Origin of the sequence: Rhizobium sophoriradicis (genome assembly GCF_025200795.1) — a bacterium.
In the GTDB taxonomy this organism is placed as follows: Bacteria; Pseudomonadota; Alphaproteobacteria; order Rhizobiales; family Rhizobiaceae; genus Rhizobium; species Rhizobium sophoriradicis.
The window spans coordinates 574606-594394 of record NZ_CP104152.1; the positions used below are offsets into that span (position 1 = coordinate 574606).

Annotated in this window: 18 protein-coding genes; 7 read left to right on the forward strand and 11 right to left on the reverse strand. The window is 62.5% G+C overall.

What is annotated here, in order from left to right:
- Positions 1-35: 35 nt before the first annotated feature.
- The 3 genes from N2597_RS02720 to metG all read left to right on the forward strand — a co-directional run bounded on the left by N2597_RS02720 (position 36) and on the right by metG (position 4634).
- Complete coding sequence (locus N2597_RS02720; protein WP_183597336.1) at positions 36-1385, forward strand: SLC13 family permease; 1350 nt, start codon at positions 36-38, stop codon at positions 1383-1385.
- Between the two features lie 282 nt (positions 1386-1667).
- Positions 1668-2771, forward strand: coding sequence for a helix-turn-helix transcriptional regulator (locus tag N2597_RS02725; protein WP_183597334.1), 1104 nt, complete (start codon positions 1668-1670; stop codon positions 2769-2771).
- Positions 2772-3089: 318 nt separating this feature from the next.
- Positions 3090-4634, forward strand: a complete 1545-nt coding sequence (gene metG, locus N2597_RS02730) for a methionine--tRNA ligase (protein WP_183597332.1) — start codon at positions 3090-3092, stop codon at positions 4632-4634.
- 585 nt (positions 4635-5219) lie between these two features.
- Here the strand turns inward: metG and N2597_RS02735 are convergent.
- Genes N2597_RS02735 through N2597_RS02745 form a run of 3 tightly spaced genes read right to left on the reverse strand, consistent with a single transcriptional unit; the run spans position 5220 to position 7090 of the window.
- On the reverse strand, positions 5220-5783 hold the full coding sequence (locus N2597_RS02735; protein ID WP_183597330.1) for a biotin transporter BioY: 564 nt from the start codon (positions 5781-5783) through the stop codon (positions 5220-5222).
- Between the two features lie 24 nt (positions 5784-5807).
- Positions 5808-6416 (reverse strand): energy-coupling factor transporter transmembrane component T family protein, encoded by a 609-nt coding sequence (locus tag N2597_RS02740; protein WP_106797181.1) that lies wholly within the window; start codon positions 6414-6416, stop codon positions 5808-5810.
- Positions 6416-7090 (reverse strand): energy-coupling factor ABC transporter ATP-binding protein, encoded by a 675-nt coding sequence (locus N2597_RS02745; protein WP_183597328.1) that lies wholly within the window; start codon positions 7088-7090, stop codon positions 6416-6418. Before N2597_RS02745 ends, N2597_RS02740 begins: the two co-directional genes overlap by 1 nt.
- A 324-nt stretch (positions 7091-7414) precedes the next feature.
- Here N2597_RS02745 and N2597_RS02750 point away from each other — a divergent pair, with 324 nt between their 5' ends.
- Positions 7415-8605 (forward strand): winged helix-turn-helix domain-containing protein, encoded by a 1191-nt coding sequence (locus N2597_RS02750; protein WP_183597326.1) that lies wholly within the window; start codon positions 7415-7417, stop codon positions 8603-8605.
- A 342-nt stretch (positions 8606-8947) separates the two neighbouring features.
- Here N2597_RS02750 and ribB read toward each other — a convergent pair whose 3' ends face one another.
- Positions 8948-10051: a 3,4-dihydroxy-2-butanone-4-phosphate synthase gene (ribB, locus tag N2597_RS02755; protein WP_183597324.1), complete on the reverse strand. Its 1104-nt coding sequence runs from the start codon at positions 10049-10051 to the stop codon at positions 8948-8950.
- Between the two features lie 8 nt (positions 10052-10059).
- Entirely contained in the window at positions 10060-11157 is a 1098-nt protein-coding gene (gene aroC, locus N2597_RS02760) for a chorismate synthase (protein ID WP_183597322.1), read from the reverse strand.
- Positions 11158-11476: 319 nt separating this feature from the next.
- On the opposite strand from aroC, the gene N2597_RS02765 reads away from it, so the two are divergent.
- On the forward strand, positions 11477-11737 hold the full coding sequence (locus N2597_RS02765) for a DUF1344 domain-containing protein (protein ID WP_003569889.1): 261 nt from the start codon (positions 11477-11479) through the stop codon (positions 11735-11737).
- 206 nt (positions 11738-11943) lie between these two features.
- Here the strand turns inward: N2597_RS02765 and N2597_RS02770 are convergent.
- From N2597_RS02770 to N2597_RS02790, 5 genes are all read right to left on the reverse strand, one after another.
- Positions 11944-12892 (reverse strand): IS630 family transposase gene (locus N2597_RS02770; protein ID WP_097622115.1). Its coding sequence is split into 2 segments (ribosomal slippage): positions 11944-12555 and positions 12557-12892, totalling 948 coding nucleotides; the frame shifts between segments, so codons are not numbered across the junction.
- A 148-nt stretch (positions 12893-13040) separates the two neighbouring features.
- Positions 13041-13631 carry a histidine phosphatase family protein gene (locus N2597_RS02775; protein WP_096762690.1) on the reverse strand — a complete coding sequence of 197 codons (591 nt, stop codon included), beginning with the start codon at positions 13629-13631 and terminating at the stop codon, positions 13041-13043.
- 20 nt (positions 13632-13651) lie between these two features.
- Positions 13652-14470 carry an enoyl-ACP reductase FabI gene (gene fabI, locus N2597_RS02780; RefSeq protein ID WP_038687296.1) on the reverse strand — a complete coding sequence of 273 codons (819 nt, stop codon included), beginning with the start codon at positions 14468-14470 and terminating at the stop codon, positions 13652-13654.
- Positions 14471-14591: 121 nt separating this feature from the next.
- Positions 14592-15785: a DnaJ C-terminal domain-containing protein gene (locus N2597_RS02785; RefSeq protein WP_183599169.1), complete on the reverse strand. Its 1194-nt coding sequence runs from the start codon at positions 15783-15785 to the stop codon at positions 14592-14594.
- A 289-nt stretch (positions 15786-16074) separates the two neighbouring features.
- Positions 16075-16533 (reverse strand): RT0821/Lpp0805 family surface protein, encoded by a 459-nt coding sequence (locus N2597_RS02790; RefSeq protein ID WP_096762598.1) that lies wholly within the window; start codon positions 16531-16533, stop codon positions 16075-16077.
- A 65-nt stretch (positions 16534-16598) separates the two neighbouring features.
- Here N2597_RS02790 and pdxH point away from each other — a divergent pair, with 65 nt between their 5' ends.
- Positions 16599-17219 (forward strand): pyridoxamine 5'-phosphate oxidase, encoded by a 621-nt coding sequence (gene pdxH, locus N2597_RS02795; RefSeq protein ID WP_096762597.1) that lies wholly within the window; start codon positions 16599-16601, stop codon positions 17217-17219.
- A 5-nt stretch (positions 17220-17224) separates the two neighbouring features.
- On the opposite strand, the gene N2597_RS02800 is transcribed toward pdxH, so the two are convergent.
- Complete coding sequence (locus N2597_RS02800) at positions 17225-18262, reverse strand: polysaccharide deacetylase family protein (RefSeq protein ID WP_096762596.1); 1038 nt, start codon at positions 18260-18262, stop codon at positions 17225-17227.
- Positions 18263-18477: 215 nt separating this feature from the next.
- On the opposite strand from N2597_RS02800, the gene N2597_RS02805 reads away from it, so the two are divergent.
- Positions 18478-19761 (forward strand): D-alanyl-D-alanine carboxypeptidase family protein, encoded by a 1284-nt coding sequence (locus N2597_RS02805; RefSeq protein WP_183599167.1) that lies wholly within the window; start codon positions 18478-18480, stop codon positions 19759-19761.
- Positions 19762-19789 lie beyond the last annotated feature (28 nt).

The window sequence follows — 19789 nt, forward strand, 5'->3', positions numbered from 1 at the left end:
ACCACGGCGCTGGAGGCGTCGGAGGGAGGGGAATCATGGGTATTGAAATACTGGCCATAGGCCTGCTCGTCGCCATGTTCATCGTTGCGACGATCCAGCCGATCAACATGGGCGCGCTCGCCTTTGCCGGCGCCTTCGTGCTCGGCTCCATGACCATCGGCATGAAAACCACCGATATTTTCGCCGGCTTTCCGAGTGACTTGTTCCTGACGCTCGTCGCCGTTACCTACCTCTTCGCCATCGCGCAGATCAACGGCACCATCGACTGGCTGGTCGAGTGCGCCGTCCGGCTGGTGCGTGGACGCATAGGCCTGATCCCCTGGGTAATGTTCCTCGTCGCCGCCGTCATTACCGGTTTCGGCGCGCTTGGACCGGCTGCCGTCGCCATCCTCGCGCCGGTCGCGCTGAGCTTTGCCATCCAATACCGCATTCACCCGGTCATGATGGGCCTGATGGTGATCCACGGTGCGCAAGCGGGCGGCTTTTCGCCGATCAGCATCTATGGCGGCATCACCAACCAGATCGTTGCCAAGGCCGGCCTGCCCTTCGCGCCGACGTCCCTTTTTCTCTCCAGCTTTTTCTTCAACCTGGCGATTGCGGTGCTGGTCTTCTTCGTTTTCGGCGGCGCAAAGGTCATGAAGCAAGTTCCCGCAGCATCCCTTGGCCCCTTGCCCGAACTGCATCCCGAGGGCGTGTCGGCATCGATCAGAGGTCACGGCGGCACGCCGGCAAAACCGATCCGCGAACATGCCTACGGCACGGCGGCCGATACTGCTGCGGCGCTGCGTCTGAACAATGAGCGGATTACCACGCTGGTCGGCCTGATCGCGCTCGGCATCGGCGCGCTGGTTTTCAAGTTCAACGTCGGCCTCGTCGCCATGACCGTCGCCGTCGCCCTGGCGCTGCTGTCGCCGAAAACCCAGAAGGCGGCAATCGACAAGGTCAGCTGGTCGACCGTGCTGCTGATATCGGGCATCATCACCTATGTCGGCGTCATGGAGAAGGCCGGTACGGTCGATTACGTGGCAAACGGCATATCCAGCCTCGGTATGCCGCTGCTGGTGGCGCTCCTGCTTTGCTTTACCGGCGCCATCGTTTCGGCCTTCGCATCCTCGACCGCGCTGCTCGGCGCCATCATCCCGCTTGCCGTCCCGTTCCTCATGCAGGGGCATGTCAGCGCCATCGGCGTGGTCGCGGCCATCGCGATCTCGACGACGATCGTCGATACCAGCCCATTCTCCACCAATGGTGCGCTTGTCGTCGCCAATGCGCCGGATGAAAGGCGCGAGCAGGTCCTCAAGCAGTTGCTGGTCTACAGCGCGCTGATTGCCATCATCGGCCCGATCGTTGCCTGGCTGGTCTTCGTCGTGCCGGGACTGGTTTGACGACGGGCCGGCGAACCATTGCTTTCCGCCGTGGGCCATCGCCCGCGGCGGTCAAGGCATTCACGCTGTGAGCAGGCGTTCCGGAGTTCCACTCATTCCCTGCCGAAAGCGTTGATCGGAAATCTAACTCCGCCGAAGCTATAACATGCTTGAGTTGTAGTATTGATCGTCTCGCGGAATAGAGAAGATGTCGACTATTAATGTTTGAATTTCGTTGCATTTGGAGAGCCGACACTATTCAATATTTGGAGATGCTTATTTCCGTGATGTTGAAAATTGATCATGGTTCAATCGACCGACGTCTCATCTCTGCTGACGGATATGATTTATGGAAGTCTGTTCGGAGAGTGCAGCTGGCAGGATTTCCTCGATCGCCTTGCACAGACGTCGCCGGGCGGCAAGGCGGCGCTTCACTATCATGATCTGACCGCGTCCGTCGCCCATGTTCCCTTCATGTCGGGATTTTCGCAGTCCGAGATCGATCAGTTCGTGAGCCACTTCGCCTCGGTCAACCCCTGGATTCCGAGACTGGATCGCGTGCCGGTCGGCCAGGGCCTGTGCGGCGACGAGATCGTTCCACGCGAGGAGCTGGTCAGGTCGGAGTTTTACAATGACTGGCTGAAGCGGCAGACCGGATGCGAGACGAGCGTCGGCGTCTCGATCATTCGCGAGGAAAACCGCACGTTCATCCTGTCGGCCTGCACATCTTCCGCTGACCCCGATCTCAACAGCGAGGCGGCCAAGCTTTACACGCAGCTCGCGCCGCATCTGAGAAGAGCTTTCGACTTCATTCGCAAGCGCGATCTTTTCGCACCGCACGAACAGGTGACGCAGACCCTGTTCGACAGCATCGGCGTCGGATTGATCTATGTCTCGGAGCAACGCAAAGCCCGTCGCTGGAATAAAAGCGCAGAGGCCCTGCTGGCCGCCGGCTTGCCTGTGCGGATCGGCGCCGACGGCACGCTCGCACTTCAATGCGAGAAGACGGCTGCGGTTCTCGAATTCCTGACCTCCAGAAACGGCGTGCAGACCCAGCCGCACGCGGCGATCGTCAAGGGCGGGAACCAGGACAAGTACCGCATCACCCTCGTCCGGCTGCACTCCGATGCGTTCACAGAGTTTCTGGAGGGGCCGACCGTGGCGGTGATCGTCGAGCCGATCGTGGCGACGCCGCTCAACGAGCGGCGCGATTTGCTGATGCAGCTTTATAAGCTGACGGCAACGGAAATCAGGATCGCGACGAGCATCGCATCGGGTCATTCGCCAAGGGAAGTGGCGATGGCCGACGACATCAGCTACGAGACCGTCAGAACTCACCTGAGAAACATCTATGCCAAGCTCGGGGTCAATTCCCGTGTCGGCCTGGTGTCGCTGCTGATGCGGTGAATTCGGGAGGCGCAAGCCCGGTCTTCATGCGCGTGCGGGGTCGCCTGGCTCAAAATTCCGAACCGCTGCTGTTGTTGCGCGCAATGCACGGGAGGAGCAATCGGCCTAAACGCGGATCACGGTGCTTGTTCGAAACGGCCCTTGGTGATAGGAAAAGTGCATGGACAACACCGTGATCACCACTTTCGTGATGATGATGCCGCGCTCATAGCGTGGCGGGTTTCGTGCGTCCATAATGCACCAGCGACCGCCCTCGAGGCGGTCTTTTCATGGGTCGATCCGTCTCGCCGGCAACAAAGCCTTTGAAAGGAAACGCCGATGAACGAGATCTACATCACCACCTCGATCCCCTACGTCAATGCTGCGCCGCATGTGGGCTTTGCCCTGGAGCTCGTCCAGGCCGATGCCTACGCCCGTCATTTCAGGCTTCTCGGCCACGACGTCAGGTTCCAATGCGGAACCGACGACAACAGCCTGAAGAATGTCAGGTCGGCGGAAGCCGCGGGACAACAGGTGAAAGACTTCGTCAATGCGAATGCAGATCGGTTCGAGCGCCTGGGCCGCCAGCTCGATATCTCCAACGAGGAATTCGTCCGGACCTCCCGCGATCCGAGGCATGCCGCCTGCGTGCACGCCTTGTGGAGGGCATGCGCCGGAAATGGCGACCTCTACCGCAAGGCCTATGAAGGCCTCTATTGCGTCGGTTGCGAGCAGTTCTACGAGCTGTCGGAACTTGATGACGGACGCTGCCCGGAGCACGGCATTGCCCTTGAGATCATCCGTGAGGAGAACTGGTTCTTCCGTCTCTCCCGATATGGCGACCGGCTTATCGAGCTCGTCCAGAGCGGCGAGCTTCTGATCGTCCCGGCCCATCGGCGCAACGAAGTCCTCGCCCTGCTGCGGCGTGGCCTGACCGACATCAGCGTGTCGCGCAGCGCCGAACGAGCGCGAGGCTGGGGCGTTCCGGTTCCCGATGAAGATGAGGTCGTCTACGTCTGGTTCGACGCTTTGGCGAACTACCTTACAGGCCTTGGCCACGGGTCCGATCAAGCCCTGTTGCAGCGCTATTGGAAGGGCGGCCAACGCGTCCACGTCGTCGGCAAGGGCATTTCCAAGTTCCACGCCATCTACTGGCCGGCCATCCTGCTATCGGCCGGCCTGCCGCCGCCGTCGTCGATCCTGGTGCATGGCTATGTCACGGTGGACGGCAGGAAGATCGGCAAGTCGGCCGGCAACGGCATCAATCCCGAACGCATCATCCAGGCCTACGGAACGCCGGACGCGCTTCGATATTACCTGCTCCGTCATATACGCTCTGGAGACGATGGCGACTTTTCGGCCGAGCGTCTCGAAGCCGCATGGTCAGGAGAGCTCGCAGGACAGCTCGGAAATCTCGCCAATCGCGTCCTTACCCTTCTCTCGGCATCGTTCGACGGGATCGTGCCACCCGTGCCGGACAGCGACTTCGTTCAGCAGGCCATCCGCCTTCCGGAAAAGGTGGCTCAGGCTTTCGATGCCTACGAGCTTCATGTCTGCCTCGCTGATATTTTCGAGTTTGTCGGCGAGGCGAACCGGCGGTTTACAAAACAGGCGCCATGGGCGGATGCAAAAGTCCTGGCTGGCGATCCTCCTGCGGAAGACCGGAAGGCGGCCTCTGCTCGTCTTGGCGCCTGCCTAGCCGAACAGGTCTACGGCCTAGCGATCGTCGCCCGCTGTCTCCTGCCGTTCCTGCCGCACTCGGCCGCAGCGCTGCATTCCAGACTGGGAATACCGTCGCCTTGCCTCTATCGGGACCCGTTGATCGTGAATGGGGTCAAAGCCGCCCCGCAAACCGTGCTCTTTCCCCGGGGTACGACGGCGTGACGGCCACAGTCCCAGACAGAATACTCTGCGCTGTAACTTCGGCAGCGCAGAGCGAGGGCCCCAAGGTGACAAGGAGAAGGTATTCCAGCATGTCACAAAACTTTCATATTGGAGCGATTGCGAAAATCGAAAAATAATCTACTATTTTTATCAGGAAACAGGATTTCCTGAAGCAAACGAGAGGATACTGATTGGTCACATTTTTCACGAATGTCTTCCTCATGGCCTATTTCGCCCTGATTTGCGCCCTGCTCGTTGCGAGTGGCAAGCGCAGGTCGAAAAGCTCCGGCGATGGCGGGGGAGGCTGGTTCCAAGCCTCGGACGACGGCGGCTGTGACGGCGGCGGCGACGGAGGTGGAGGAGACTAGATCAAACTGAAATCGATAGAATGCCCGACCGCCTCAAGGCGGTTTTTTGTTGCCTGTGTTCCAGGCCCTACCTTGCTCGCAGCAAGGCTTTCTCCCGCAATCCATCAGCATCGAGACGCAGAGCCTGCGCCGCAGCAAGCGGTCTTGGCTTGCCGCAAACGCAAATGGCCGCCTTCGGGTGAAGACGGCCACTGCATGTATTTGCGATCGAGGCGCCTTACGCGCGCGCCGGCAGCAGGGGATAGCCGACCATGACGGCGCGGCCGAGCAGGGCGGCGACGAAAGCCTTGACCACGTCGCCCGGAATGAAGGCCATCGACCCGACGAAGGCCTTGGTGAAGCCGAGGCCGGCGACGGTCGCGAGATAGGCGACGCCGAAGGCATAGAGCACGACGATGCCGCCGGCCATGGCGGCGAGGAAGAAGCTCACCGTCTGCACCAGGCCGGATTGGCCGTGATTGACCAGGCGCTCGCTGAGATAACCGGTGACGAAGGCGCCGAAGATCCAGCCGACGAGGAAGCCGGCCGTAGGCGAGGCGAAGATGGCAAGCCCGCCGCGGCCGCCGGAAAGCACCGGCAGGCCGATGGCGACGAGGAGCAGCACGATCAGCACGGCAATCGCGCCGCGCCGGGCGCCGAGCACGACACCGGCCATCATGACGCCGAGCGATTGGGCGGTGATCGGCACGGGAATGAAGCCGAGCGAGATCGGCGGCAGCAGGCCAAGCGCCACGATGATCGCGGCAAAGAGGGCGGTAAGAACGAGATCGCGGGTGCTCATCATGAATTCCGTGGTTAAAATTGGTTAACTTCCATGCCGCCGAATGCCGCGCGCGTCAATCGCCGCGGCGATATTATCTGCATCTCGGAGCGTCAGAATGATCAGCGGCGCCAGCAGGCTCGTCGGCCGGACCTTCAGCCCGCGTGCCCTGTGCGCCTCGCGGATCGCTTGATAACGCTCGACAATCTCCGGCACGAAGCGCAGCACCAGCCCAAGCGCCAGGCCGATGTCGTCCGCCTGCACGAGGCCGGTGCGCTCGAGCGGGCGGGCAAGCGCCGTCACCTCGTCGATGAACTCCGTGATCGAAGTCGTCGCCGTCACGGTGGCGGCCAGCAGCATCAGCGCCGTCAGCCGCAACAGCGGCACGAGAGCCTGCTGCCACGGATTGAAGATCAGGTTGAACAGCGCCACGACGGCGATCGTCAGGAAGACCGGCCGCAGCCGCCTGAGCGCCTCGCCGAGCGGCAGGCCGACCATGCGGTAGACGACCGCCGTTATCAGCGCGGCGATCGAAAGCAGAACGAGGTTGTCGGTGATAAACAGCACGATGCCGAAGGTCGTCAGCGACAAGAGTTTCAGCCGCGGTGAAAGCCGGTGCATCACGCTGTTGCCTTCGACATAGAGCGACTGCATCAGGCGGCGATCTCCCTGTAGCGGGCGATCGCCTCGGTCGCCGGCGCATCGGCGGCAAGCCGCCCTTCGTGAAACAAGAGCACCCGCTCGAACCCGGCGATCAGTTCGAGATCATGGGTGATGACAATGGCGCTTTCCGGCAGGCCGGCGATGATGTTCTCGACCAGCGCCCGGTTTTTGAGGTCGAGCTGATTTGTGGGTTCGTCGAGGATGAGAATGCCAGGCCCCGTCGCCAGCACCGAGCACAGCGCGGCCACCTGCAACTCGCCGCCGGAAAGCTCATGCGCCCGGCGATCGGCGAGTGCCTCGGCGCCGAAGCGAGCGAGCACACCCTCGACCTTGGCCTCGATCTCCGCCTTGGTGAAGCCGCGCCGCTTCAGCCCGAAGGCGATGTCGTCGCGGACGATCGGCAGGATGATCTGGTTCTGCGGCGATTGGAAGATGAAGCCGACATCGGCGGACGCCGCCTTTTCGTCAGCCGTGTCGCGGCCGTTGACGATGACGCGCCCGACCGTCGGCTTGGTCAGCCCGTTGATCAGCCGCGCGAAGGTGGTCTTGCCCGACCCGTTGAGCCCGATGACGCCGATGCGTTTGCCGCTGACGCCAAGCGTTAGTGGTTCCAGCGCTACCCGCGTTCCGAAACTGACCCCGGCGCCTTCGAATTGTATGTCCAACTCAGTTCCTCGCATCCATGCGATCGTGCTGCCGCACCAGCCCCTCATCCGCCTGCCGGCACCCTGCCTGGGTCGAGCCACGCGTCTCGACCCGTCCTTTCGGACCCCCGCTCGCGGGGAGAAGGGATATGCCGCACCGTCTCCCTCTATCTCGACGCTGCGTTTGGCACGTCCCCTCTCCCCGCGAGCGGGGAGAGGGTTAGGGTGAGGGGCAGCCATTCGCGCCAACCTGACAGCAGCGCTTCTATACGGGTAATCCAGGGTGATGAAGAGCAAATCTCGATATCGGGTGGCTAGGAAGATTTTCCGCGGTATGATGCATCCATGACGAATCTGCTCTCCAATGCCGACGCCCGCCGGGTCTTCCTCGCCAAGCAGGGCCTCAGCGCCCCGCCGAACCGCGCCTTGACCAAGCAGGGCCTGCTGCAGCTCATCCATGAGCTGGGTTTCGTCCAGGTGGACAGCATCCAGACGGTGGAGCGGGCGCATCACCAGATCCTGTTTTCCCGCAACCAGACCTACAGGCGCGAGCACCTGACGGCGCTGCTCGAAAAGGAACGTGCGCTATTCGAGCACTGGACGCACGACGCCTCGATCCTGCCGAGCGCCTTCTTCGTCTATTGGAAGCACAAGTTCCGCCACCAGGAAAAGGTCTTGATCGAGCGCTGGCGCAAATGGCGCGGCGAGGGTTTCGAGGCGGCCTTCGAGGAGACCTATGAGCGTGTGCGTCGCGATGGGGCGATGCTGGCGCGCGACGTCAAGGCCGACGGCCATGTCTCCGGCGGCTGGTGGAACTGGCATCCGAACAAGACGGCGCTCGAATATTTCTGGCACACCGGCAAGCTCGCCATCGCCGGCCGCTCGAACTTCCAGAAGATCTATGATCTCACGGAGCGGGTCATTCCGGCGGAATTCCGCGAGCAGGAGGTCGGCCGCGAAGACTTCGTCGACTGGGCCTGCCGCAGCGCGCTCACCCGCCTCGGCTTTGCCACCCATGGCGAAATATCGGCCTTCTGGAACCTTGTCTCGCCCGATGAAGCCAAGGCCTGGGTGTCAGCCCATCGAGACGAACTCATCGAAGTGCTGATCGAACCGGCGCTCGGCGGCAAACCGCGCGCCTCCTGGGCTTTTGCCGATTTCCTCTCGACGCTCGACAGCTACCCCGCGGCCCCGCCGCGCATCCGCGTGCTCAGCCCCTTCGACCCGATGATCCGCGACCGCAACCGCACCGAACGCCTGTTCGGCTTCTTCTACCGCATCGAGGTTTTCGTGCCCGAGCCGAAGCGCGAATATGGCTATTACGTTTTCCCGCTGCTCGAAGGCGACCGACTGATCGGCCGCATCGACATGAAGGCGGACCGGAAGAAATCGACGCTCGATGTCAGGCGGCTCTGGCTGGAACCTGGCGTGAAGGCTTCGGCGGGGTGGCTCGAGAAGCTGGAAGCGGAGTTGGAGCGGGTGGCGCGGTTTGCCGGCGTGGAGAAGGTGGTGTGGTTGGATGGGTGGAGAGGGTAAGTGAATTAGCCGCTGCCCGTTACAGCGCCCTCGCAAGCGCGGCCGTAATAAGTGCCGGCGGAATGTAACGCCAGCAGCGGTATGTCTCTGTACGCCGACGGAGAGTTTGGCAACAACGCCAACCACACTCTCCGTCATCCCAGGCCTTGAGCCTGGGATCCATGCCACGACTGCCGGTGGATGCGGCGTGGATGCTCGGCTCAAGGCCGAGCATGACGGAGAGTGGGGTAGGCAGGAGAAAACCCATTCACCGCAGACGTTTTTCAACGCCATCCGCTAGCGAAAACGGACAGCCGCTCACGGCCTAAACTGATCTTGATGAGGGAGTCGCGAGGCCTCCCCTCAGCAAATCTCCGTCTTGCTGATCTTGATCCCGAAACCTTCGAGGCCGACATAGTGACGCTCGCGGCTGGTCAGCAGCTTGATCGAGCTGACGCCGAGGTCCTTGAGGATCTGGGCGCCGAGGCCGATTTCAAGCCATTCGCTTTCGCGGCTCTGCGCTTCGGCATGGGCTTCGCGGCCCTGGTTGCGGGCCTTGCGGCCGTTGTCGTAGTGGCCGACGCCGACGGAGCCCTCGCGGAGATAAACGATCACGCCGCGCCCCTCCGCTGCGATCTTCTCCATGTAGAAATCGACCGGGCTCTTCCTGCCGAACAGGTCTTCCGCCACATTTTCCGGATGCAGGCGCACCGGGATATCGATGCCGTCGCGGATGTCGCCGAAGACGACGGCGAGATGCTGCATCGGGTCCCAGGGCAGGGCATAGGTATGGGCACTGGCCTTGCCGAAGGCCGTGTCGATGTCGAAGCTCGCGCCATGCTCGACCAACGTTTCCTTGCGCTGGCGATAGGCGATGAGGTCGGCGACGGAGAGGAGCTTCAGGCCGTGCTTTTCGGCGAAATCGACCACCTGCGGCCCGCGCGTGACGGTGCCGTCATCGTTGACGAGTTCGGAGATGACGCCGATCGGCGGCAGGCCGGCGAGCCGGCAGAGGTCGACAGCCGCCTCCGTATGGCCGGAGCGCATCAGCACGCCGCCCTCGCGCGAAACCAGCGGGAAGATATGGCCGGGACGGACGAAATCGGCGGCCCCGACATTCGGATTGGCGAGGTTGCGCACCGTCAGCGTCCGGTCGTCGGCGGAAATGCCGGTCGTCGTGCCATGCTTGAAATCGACCGAGACGGTGAAGGCGGTCGTGTGGGCCGAATCGTTTTCCGCCACCATGGCGTTGAGGTTGAGGCGTTTGGCCTCTTCCTTCGGCATCGGCGCGCAGACGATGCCGGAGGTGTGGCGCACGATGAAGGCCATCTTTTCCGGCGTGGTGTGCACGGCGGCGACGATCAGGTCGCCCTCGTTCTCGCGGTCATCGTCGTCCATGACGACGACGATTTCGCCGGCCTCGAAGGCCCTGATGGCGTCGACGACGCGTTTCTGATCGTAAGACATGGACGCTCCTATTTCAGACGGCCGGTCTGGCCGCGGTCGCGAAGATAATGATCGGCGATGGCGCAGGCGACCATCGCCTCGCCGATCGGCACGGCGCGAATGCCGACGCAGGGGTCGTGCCGGCCCTTGGTGCGGACATCCACATTCTTGCCGTCGGCGTCGATCGACTGGCGTTCGGTCAGGATCGAGGAGGTCGGCTTGACGGCGAAACGCGCGACAACAGGCTGCCCGGTCGAGATCCCTCCGAGAATACCGCCGGCATTGTTGGAAAGAAAGATCGGCGTGCCGTCATTGCCCATGCGCATCTCGTCGGCATTGTCTTCGCCCGATGTTTCGGCGGCGGCAAAGCCATTGCCGATCTCCACGCCTTTGACGGCGTTGATCGACATCAGCAGCGAGGCGATGTCCTGGTCGAGCTTGGCATAGATCGGCGCGCCGAGGCCGGCGGGCACGCCCTCGGCGATCACTTCGATGACGGCGCCGATCGAGGAGCCGGCCTTGCGGATGCCTTCGAGATACTCCTCCCAGACCGGCACGATCGCCGCATCGGGGGAAAAGAACGGGTTCTGGCCGACCTGGTCCCAGTCCCAGTTGCGCCGGTCGATCTTGTGCTTGCCGATCTGCACCAGCGCGCCCCGCACGGTCACACCGGGCACGACGAGGCGGGCGATGCCGCCGGCCGCCACGCGCGCGGCGGTTTCGCGCGCCGAGGAGCGGCCGCCGCCGCGATAATCGCGGATGCCGTATTTGAGGTCATAGGTATAGTCGGCATGGCCGGGGCGGTATTGCCGGGCGATCTCGCCATAATCCTTCGAACGCTGGTCGGTGTTTTCGATCAGCATCGAGATCGGCGTGCCTGTCGTCGTCATCGTCTCGCCGTCGGCATCCAGCATCACGCCTGACAGCACCTTCACCAGGTCGTCCTCGCGCCGCTGCGTGACGAAGCGGGATTGGCCCGGCTTGCGCTTGTCGAGCCAGACCTGGAGATCGGCGAGCTTGAAGCGCAGCCCCGGAGGGCAGCCGTCGACGACGCAGCCGAGCGCCGGACCATGACTTTCACCCCAGGTGGTTACGCGGAAAAGGTGACCGAATGTATTGTGCGACATGTGTTCCCACGGCGGCGCCAGGCCGGTCGCCGCCGGCCGCGCCATTGCTTGAAAAGGCGCGACACTCATAGGCCAAAAAGCTGCTGAGGCAAAAGCCTTTCTTTGCGTCAATTCGGCCGCTGCCGAAATCCTGTTCCGTGCTGCAACAGGGATGGCCGCCACGACGCCGGCCGCCATGATAAACGCGGCGTCTTGATTATATTTAAAATCCTATTCATCAATGAGGCGGGAAAAGCCATTCTTACGGGCAATTTTCGCCATATTCAGGAGCTTATCTGTGGCCAGTCTTCTCGTGCAGCGTTTCAAAAGGATTGTTGCCATGCGTTTCGTCGTCGCCACGCTTTTGGCCACAGCAAGTTTCCTGTCGCCGATGAGCGGCTTTGCCGAGAGCGCCGACGTCGAGGCGACGATCAAGAAGGTCGACACGGCCAATCTCGTGCTGACGCTCGACGACGGCAAGACCTATCAGGCGCCTGAGGAATTCAACTTCGACGGCCTCGAAGCCGGCGTCAAAGTGATCGTCTTCTATACCGAAGTCGACGGCAAGCGCGTCATCAACGATCTCGACATCGTCAAGTAAGAGGTTTCTGGCGAATGATCCGGCGAGGTTCGCGCCGATCGCGGCCCATCACCCTAACCCTCTCCCCGTAAACGGGGCGAGGGGACTTGCCCGAGAGGTCGAGGGGAGCGAGAGAGTGCGGCATGTCCCTTCGCCCCGCGCGCGGGGAGAAGGTGGCGGCAGCCGGATGAGGGGCACATATCGGCGATCTCTTGGGCTAGAGCGTTTCAGGTTTTCACGGAAGCATATCCGGCATTGGCGAAGTAGTTGCTGCATTCGCTGGGCTCGATGGTTGTGACGAGGTGTCCGATGTGGCGCCAGGTGTCATCGATGGTTCGCTTCTGAGCCAGGCGCATCCAGTGCTTGATTTTGGCGAAAGCCTGTTCGATCGGGTTAAGGTCGGGGGAGTATGGCGGCAGGTACCAGAGCCGAGCACCAGCGTTGCGGATCATCTGACGGATGGCGACCGACTTGTGGGAGCCGAGATTATCCATCACGACGATATCGCCGGGTTTGAGCACCGGTACGAGTTGCTGTTCGACATAAGCACGAAAGCACTCACCGTTGATCGGTCCATCGAAGACACAAGGCGCGGTGAGCCGATCGCAGCGCAACGCGCCGAGGAAAGTCAGGGTGCGCCAATGTCCGTGCGGGGCGAAGCTGCGCAGCCGTTTGCCCTTCGGCCCCCAGCCTCGAAGCGGCGCCATGTTGGTCTTGATCCAGGTTTCATCGATGAAGACCAGCCGGCTTGGATCAAGGCCAGCCTGCCAGGATCGCCAGCGCTGTCGCCGTCGCGCGACGTCAGCGCGCGCCTGCTCAAGGGCGAACAGTGTTTTTTTTGAACCGTAGTCCCTCGCGCCGCAGAAACTGCCATACGGTGTCGTGGGATACCTTCACCCCTCGCGCGGCCAGTTCTTCCTTCAACCTGTTCAGTGACACATGCGGCGTCTGGTTGATCCGCTCGGCGATAAACGCTCGGTACGGCTCAAGAACCCGCTTGCGGTGGCCGCCCATCTTCCCAGGCGCGACAGATCCGCTCGAACGGTAGCGCTGAGACCACTTCACCGCTGAAGACACGGCAATACCGAACCGCACCGCCACCGACCGGCAGCTCTCGCCGGCTTCGATTGCATCAACAACACGCTTGCGAAGATCATTTGAAAGAGGTCGAGTCATCCGATGCTGGCCTCCACTCCAGCCAGCATCTTGAATCACAAAACAGCCAAAAACGGAATCCCTTCCGATTCAACTAAATCCAGATACGCTCTAACAACTTGCTCGTAACGCAATCCGACCTACTGAGCGAAAGGTGGCTGGTGACGACCTACAGCCAGACGATCGTCCGCTCGTTCGTGTCGATCCTGACGATCTGGTCCTGCGGAATGCCGCCTTCGGCCGCACTGCTCTTCGGCAGGTCGGCGATCATCTGGAAAAGCGTGCGGATGACGCCGCCATGGGTGACGCAGACGGTCGGGCGATCGACGGAGCGCAGCCATGCGCCGGTGCGCCAGGAGAGAATCTCATAGCTTTCCGCATCGTCGCCGGGCGGGATGAAATCCCATTTCGAGGCATTGCGTTCGGCCACCCGCTCCGCCTGCGTCGCCTTCAGCTCCTTGAGCGTCGAACCCTCCCAATCGCCGAAGGAAATCTCCACCAGCCGCGGATCGGTGCGATAGGCAAGCGGCGGCAGGCCCATGGCGGTGCGCATGATCTCCATGGTCGCGCGCGTCCGCCCAAGCGGGCTGGCGACGAAATCGAATTCGCCGACCGTATCGCCGAGAATCTCCGCCAAAGCAATGCCGTTCCGCCGGGCCTGTTCCAGGCCGATGGCGTTCATCGGAATGTCCTTCTGGCCCTGCAGGCGGCGCTCGGCATTCCAGTCCGTCTGACCGTGTCTGATCACATAGATAAGCACGGTCAAGACTCCGGCGGCATTTAGTCCTTGACGACCGAAATGTCCGGCGCGTCGACCGCCTTCATGCCGATGACATGATAGCCGCTGTCGGCATGGTGCACTTCACCGGTGACCGAGCGCGACAGGTCGGACAGCAGATAGAGGCCGACATCGCCGACTTCTTCGATGGTGACGGTGCGCCGCAACGGGGCGTTATATTCGTTCCACTTCAGAATGTAGCGGAAATCGCCGATGCCGGAGGCGGCAAGTGTCTTGATTGGTCCGGCCGAAACGGCGTTGACGCGGATGTTCTGCGGCCCGAGGTCGACGGCGAGATATTTGACGCTGGCTTCGAGCGCGGCCTTGGCGACACCCATGACGTTATAGTTCGGCATCACCTTCTCGGCGCCGTAATAGGTCAGCGTCAGCATCGAGCCGCCTTCCGTCATCAGCTTCTCGGCGCGGCGTGCGACCGAGGTGAAGGAATAGACGGAGATCTGCATCGTCTTGTTGAAATTGTCGGGCGATGTGTCGATGTAGCGGCCGGTCAGCTCGTCCTTGTCGGAAAAGCCGATCGCATGCACGAGGAAATCGATCTTGCCCCAGAGCTTTTCGACATTCTCGAAGACCGCGTCGATGGTGGCTTCGTCGGCGACGTCGCAGTGGCCGACCAGCGTCGCTTCGATTTCGGCGGCGAGCGGCTCGACACGCTTCTTCAGCGCATCGCCCTGATAGGTGAGCGCAACTTCTCCGCCCTGCGCATGAATGGCCTTGGCAATACCCCACGCAATCGAACGATTGTTGGCGACACCCATGATGACGCCGCGTTTGCCTGCCATGAGGCCGGATGCTTGAGCCATATTTCGCTCCCTAGGATTCTGATCGATCCTGCCTATGGCATAGGCCGTTAATCGGTTCAAGCTTGGCCTGGATCATCAACTGTTAGGGATCGTAACAAAGGGTGCGAAAGTCATAAAAATTTCATAGAAACAGACCTTCGCGCATGCTGCGCATGAGGTCGGTGATCTTGTCGTCTGGTTTTTCCCACAGGATAATGCGCAATTCGACGACGAGATCGCCTCTGCTGCCGTCTTCCCGCGGCAATCCCTGAGCAGGAATCCGGATCGTCTTGTCCGAGCCCGACCAGGCGGGAACGGTGATATCAAGCGGCCCGGCCGGCCCGTCGATGCGCGCTTCGGTGCCGAGCACGGCATTTTCGATGCTGAGCGGCAGCACGGCGTGCAGGTCGAAACCGTCGACGGTGAAGCGCGGATCGGGGGCGATGCGGATATTGACGACGGCGTCGCCGCGCTGCATGCCCGGCAGCTTGAAGCCCTGTCCCTTGAGCCGGATCTCGTGACCATCCGTCGTGCCCGCGGGCAATGCGAAGCCGATCTCGCGGCCCTCGGGCAGCGATGCGGTGATCCAGCCGCTCTTCAGCACGTCGTCGATCGTCACCGTCGCCGTCGTCACCTCGTCGGGCGCTTTTTCGAGGCCGGTATCCTTGGCGCCGGTGAAACGGCGCACCAGCGATGTCAGAATGCTGAGCGGCAGCGGCAGGTTGGCGCCGGCATTATTGGCCGCCTCGCCGGTTTCCTCATCGGCTTCGGCGGCGTCGCCCTCGGCGCGCTTGCCCGCTTCGGCCTGTGTCTGGCCCTGCGTCTGCTGATTGTGAGTCTGCTGATACTGGGTTTGCTGATTCTGGGCATGCTGCGCGCGACCCTGCGCCTGGCCGCCCGCCGCAGCGCGGGCCTGAGCGCCGAAAATGCGTTCCACCATCTCCTCGGCGCCTTCGCCGGCGGCCGCCTGCTGCCTGGAGCCTTCGGCCGCGGTCTTCTGGGCAGCCCGGGCAAGCTCTTCCATCACCCGCTCGGCATTGGCCTGCGCCGCCCTGGCGCGGGCCGCGGCCTCGCGTGCGGCCTGGCGCTGCTGCATGATCGTCTGTTCCTGCTTCTTGGCTTCCGCCATGCGCACGGCATTGTCGAACAGGCTGCGTTTGCGCGGATCCCTCAGCGTTTCATAGGCGCGGCCGATCTCGGCAAACCGGGCCGTCGCTGTCGGATCATCCTGGTTGTGATCGGGATGGGCAGCCTTGGCCATGTTGCGCCAGGCCGCCTTGATCTCGTCCGCCGCCGCGTCGCGCTTGACGCCCAGAATTTTGTAAGGATCGCGCATGTCAAAACCGCCGGTGTTGCGATGCGGGCGCCTGTCCTTGCCCGGCATTCCCGCCCAATATCAAAGTCCAATATTAACGCTGTGAGGCGCCACCGGCCGCGAAGGCAGGCAGAGCCACTCTCAACGCCGATCGTGCGGCCGAGTTGCTAATCACTTCTTATTTCTGTGGAGGGATTGGGAGTGTTTTGCCGGAAATGGTTAGCTCTTTGCTAAGCATTCGGCGGAAAGCCGGCAGGCGTTAACCTGTCGGCGCGCCGGATTAGTGTCAGCTTTTCCCGCCGGATTAGCGTCAGCTTTCCGGCTGGAAGCTCAGGAGTTGCCAGTTGCCGCCGCCGACGAGGCAGGTCTTGCCGTAGAATTTGGCAATGCCGACATAGGAATGCCGGGTGGTGCGGAACTGCCGGCAGACCTGGCCGGATTCGTTATTCTCGACGATCGTATCGATGACGCCGGCGCTGCCGGTCGATGCGTTCGCCCAGGGAAGCGGCTGGCCTTCGAGCCTGTTCACATCTGCCGAAGTTACGGCGTTGCGCACCGTCATCTCGTCCGAAAGCGTGTCGGTGCTCGGCGGCGTCTGCGGCACCGTGCCTGTCGCCACCGACCGGTCGACCTTGGCTTCGCTCAAGAAATCCATGCCGCCGCCAACGCAGCCGGAAAGCGACAGCATTGCGGCGCCGATGACCAGGAAGGCGCTGGCGCGTTGCCGCAGGCCCTTTGTATGGCGATATGACTTTGCTATGACTTCCACCCTGCATCCTGTCCAGTCATCAAAAGCTGGGCGAGTTTTGAATAATCCGGGGCATTTGAACCAATATGTCGGCAAACGAGTTAACAAGCGGTGACTTTACCGAAAGTGGCGAGCCCTTCAAGCTCTTTGCCGAATGGCTGAAGGAGGCGGAGGCCTCGGAGCCGAACGATCCGAATGCCGTGGCGCTGGCGACGGTCGACGAGGATGGTCTTCCCAATGTCCGCATGGTTCTCCTGAAGGGATTCGATGACGACGGTTTCGTCTTCTACACCAATTTCGAGAGCCGGAAAGGTCACGAAATCTTGGGTCAGAAGAAAGCCGCCATGTGTTTCCACTGGAAAAGCCTGCGCCGGCAGGTCAGACTGCGCGGCCCGGTCGAGATCGTCAGCGACGCCGAGGCCGACGCCTATTTCCAAACACGGGCGCGCGGTAGCCGCATCGGCGCCTGGGCTTCCAAACAATCCCGCCCGCTCGAAAGCCGATTCGCGCTCGAGAAGGCGGTGGCCGAATATACCGCCCGCTATGCCATCGGCGATATTCCGCGGCCCTCCCACTGGTCTGGCTTCCGCATTCGGCCGACCTCGATCGAATTCTGGAAGGATCAGGCATTCCGCCTGCATGACCGCATCGAATTCCGCCGCCCGTCACCGGTCGGGGCGTGGGAAAAGGTGCGGATGTATCCTTGAGAACCCTACCTGCCCATGAGCTTCAGCGGTATGCCGGAGGCAAGCGCCGAGACGTAGCGCCGCTTCTGGTAGAAGCCGTTCAGCGACATGCGCGGCAGATAGGCGGTGCTGGCGGCTGCCGGCAGCCCCGGCTGCGTGGTAACGGCGACCGAAAAGCCGAGATCGCCGGCAATCCGCGCCTCGCGGGCGGTGGCAGCCTGCGGCGTGCCGTAGGGATAGGCGATCGTATCGGGGCGGATGCCGGTCAGCCCCTCGACATAATCGGCCGAAACCTGCATCTCTATCCGCGCTTCGGCTGCCGGCAGCCGGGCAAGGGCGCGGTGGCTGATCGTGTGTGCCCCAAGTGCGGCGAGCGGACGTCTGGCAAGCCATTGCAGCTCACCGGGTCCCATGACCAGCTCACGCACGATTTCCGTCGGCTCGATGCCGTTTTCCCGCGCCAGGCTGTCGATGGCGGCAACGGCGCGTGCCTCGTCCGTACGGTGGATGTAAGCGGCAAAGCGGTCGAAGGCGTTCCACTGCTGCTGCGGACGGTCGAGCGCCAGCCGCTCCCGGCCGCCGCCGAAGTCGAAACGGATCTCGTTTCGGCTACGCAGCAGCACGGCGAGCGTCTCCCACCAGATGCTGTGGGAGCCTTCGGCAAAACCCTGGCTGACGAAAACCGTGAACGGCGCCTGGTGCCGTTCGAATACCGGCAGCGCATGCTCCAGATTGTTGCGGTAACCGTCGTCGAGCGTGAAGGCCGCAAACGGCCTGCCGCCCTCCGGCTCCGCCAACAGCGCCGGCACCCGATCGAGCGGCACGAAACGATAGCCCTCCCGCGTCAGCCGGCGCAGCGCCGCATCGAGAAAGGCAGGGGTGATTTCCAGATGCGCGTTCGGCTCGAAGGCCTGGCTCACATGCGGGCGGACATGATGCAGCGTGAAGACGACGCCGCGCCCGCGCGCCTCGCGCATCAGCCCGGCAGAGGCGATCAGCCATGACGCCTCGAGCCCGGCGCCGATCGCCACGCGTTTTGCCAGCCGCTTCAATTGTCCCGTCATGCCCCGCCCATCGCCTTTTACGGCAAACTAGCAAGAGCGGCTTAAGCCTTGCTGAATCCCGTTTGCGCACAGCTTCTTTCGTTTTTTGTTAACCAAGACGATGAAAAGACTAGAAAAATGTTAGGCGTTGCCGCAAAGTCGCGACAAACTTGCGGCTTCTGTCACATTACGACACAGGGCCGGCCATCGAGAGCCAGCGCATCAGGGGGAATTCCATGAGAAAGCTATTGGCGGCTGTTTTGACCGTGACGCTGGCCGTTTCGGCACCGTTTGCGGCTCTTGCCGGTAGCGCCTCGCTGATCCTCGATGCCCGCACCGGCAAGGTCCTTGCCGCCGAAAACGCCGATACGCTGAACCATCCGGCCTCTCTGACGAAGATGATGACGCTTTATCTCACCTTCGAGGCCTTGAAGCGTGGCAAGATCGCCTGGGATACGCCGATCAGAATGTCGAAATACGCGGCCGCGCGGCCGCCGACCAAGCTCGGTGTCAAAGCGGGCGGCACCATCACGGTGCGCGAGGCGGTCTATGGCATGATCGTCAAATCCGCTAATGACGCCGCCGCCGCCATGGCCGAGACGCTCGGCGGCTCGGAGAGCGGTTTTGCCCGGATGATGACGGCAAAAGCCCGCCAGCTCGGCATGAGCCGCACCGTCTTCCTCAACGCATCCGGCCTGCCGAACAGCAGCCAGGTGACGACGGCGCGCGACATGTCGATGCTCGGCGTGGCGCTGATGAAGAATTATCCGAATGAATACCGCCTGTTTTCGATGGCAAGCTTCAATTTCCGCGGCAAGACCGTGCGCGGTCACAATAACCTCATGTACCGCTACCAGGGCATGGACGGCATCAAGACGGGCTATACCAACGCCTCCGGCTTCAATCTCGTCAGCGCCGTCAGGGACGGCAACCGCCGCGTCGTCGGCGTCGTGCTCGGCGGCCGCACCGCCCGCAGCCGCGACGCCAAGATGGCGGCGCTGCTCGACCGCTATCTCGGTCGCGCCTCGTCTTCCGGCGGCGCCAGGCTGATGGCGAGTGTCGGCGCCAAGGAGGCCGTCGAAGTCGCTTCCGCCGCCGATGCGTCCGACGTTCCGGTGCCGCTCAACGCGCCGCGCCCTGCCGACGACCTCGCGTCGAAGAGCCTGGCCTATGCCGATGACGCCGTCGTGCCGTTGGACCGTCCGGTCGCGATGGACGAGATCCTGAACGCCGGCAAGACATCGAAGACCTCGGCGAAAAAGGCCGATGGCGACTGGCAGATCCAGATCTCGGCCGCCCCGAGCGCCGATGCGGCGCGTGCCCTTCTCGCCCAGGCGCAGTCGGAAGGCGGCGCGCCGCTCGTTTCAGCCTCGCCCTATACCGAGGCGGTTGGGGAGGGCGCCAACCGGATCTACCGTGCCCGCTTCGTCGGCTTCGCCAGCAGGGATGCCGCCGTCTCGGCTTGCGATGCGCTGAAGCAGCGCTCCTATGACTGCATGCTGCTGCCGGACCACGGCTGATCGCCGCCCGGCACTCAAGTTAATCCAC

Coding starts and splice junctions, on each gene's coding strand:
- N2597_RS02720 (WP_183597336.1), top strand. CDS start 36: ATGGGTATTGAAATACTGGCCATAGGCCTGCTCGTCGCCATGTTCATC.
- N2597_RS02735 (WP_183597330.1), bottom strand. CDS start 5,783: ATGAGCACCCGCGATCTCGTTCTTACCGCCCTCTTTGCCGCGATCATC.
- aroC (WP_183597322.1), bottom strand. CDS start 11,157: ATGTCGCACAATACATTCGGTCACCTTTTCCGCGTAACCACCTGGGGT.
- N2597_RS02785 (WP_183599169.1), bottom strand. CDS start 15,785: ATGCGCGATCCTTACAAAATTCTGGGCGTCAAGCGCGACGCGGCGGCG.
- N2597_RS02740 (WP_106797181.1), bottom strand. CDS start 6,416: ATGCAGTCGCTCTATGTCGAAGGCAACAGCGTGATGCACCGGCTTTCA.
- ribB (WP_183597324.1), bottom strand. CDS start 10,051: ATGTCTTACGATCAGAAACGCGTCGTCGACGCCATCAGGGCCTTCGAG.
- N2597_RS02750 (WP_183597326.1), top strand. CDS start 7,415: ATGACGAATCTGCTCTCCAATGCCGACGCCCGCCGGGTCTTCCTCGCC.
- N2597_RS02725 (WP_183597334.1), top strand. CDS start 1,668: ATGGTTCAATCGACCGACGTCTCATCTCTGCTGACGGATATGATTTAT.
- metG (WP_183597332.1), top strand. CDS start 3,090: ATGAACGAGATCTACATCACCACCTCGATCCCCTACGTCAATGCTGCG.
- pdxH (WP_096762597.1), top strand. CDS start 16,599: ATGTCGGCAAACGAGTTAACAAGCGGTGACTTTACCGAAAGTGGCGAG.
- fabI (WP_038687296.1), bottom strand. CDS start 14,470: ATGGCTCAAGCATCCGGCCTCATGGCAGGCAAACGCGGCGTCATCATG.
- N2597_RS02805 (WP_183599167.1), top strand. CDS start 18,478: ATGAGAAAGCTATTGGCGGCTGTTTTGACCGTGACGCTGGCCGTTTCG.
- N2597_RS02765 (WP_003569889.1), top strand. CDS start 11,477: ATGCGTTTCGTCGTCGCCACGCTTTTGGCCACAGCAAGTTTCCTGTCG.
- N2597_RS02800 (WP_096762596.1), bottom strand. CDS start 18,262: ATGACGGGACAATTGAAGCGGCTGGCAAAACGCGTGGCGATCGGCGCC.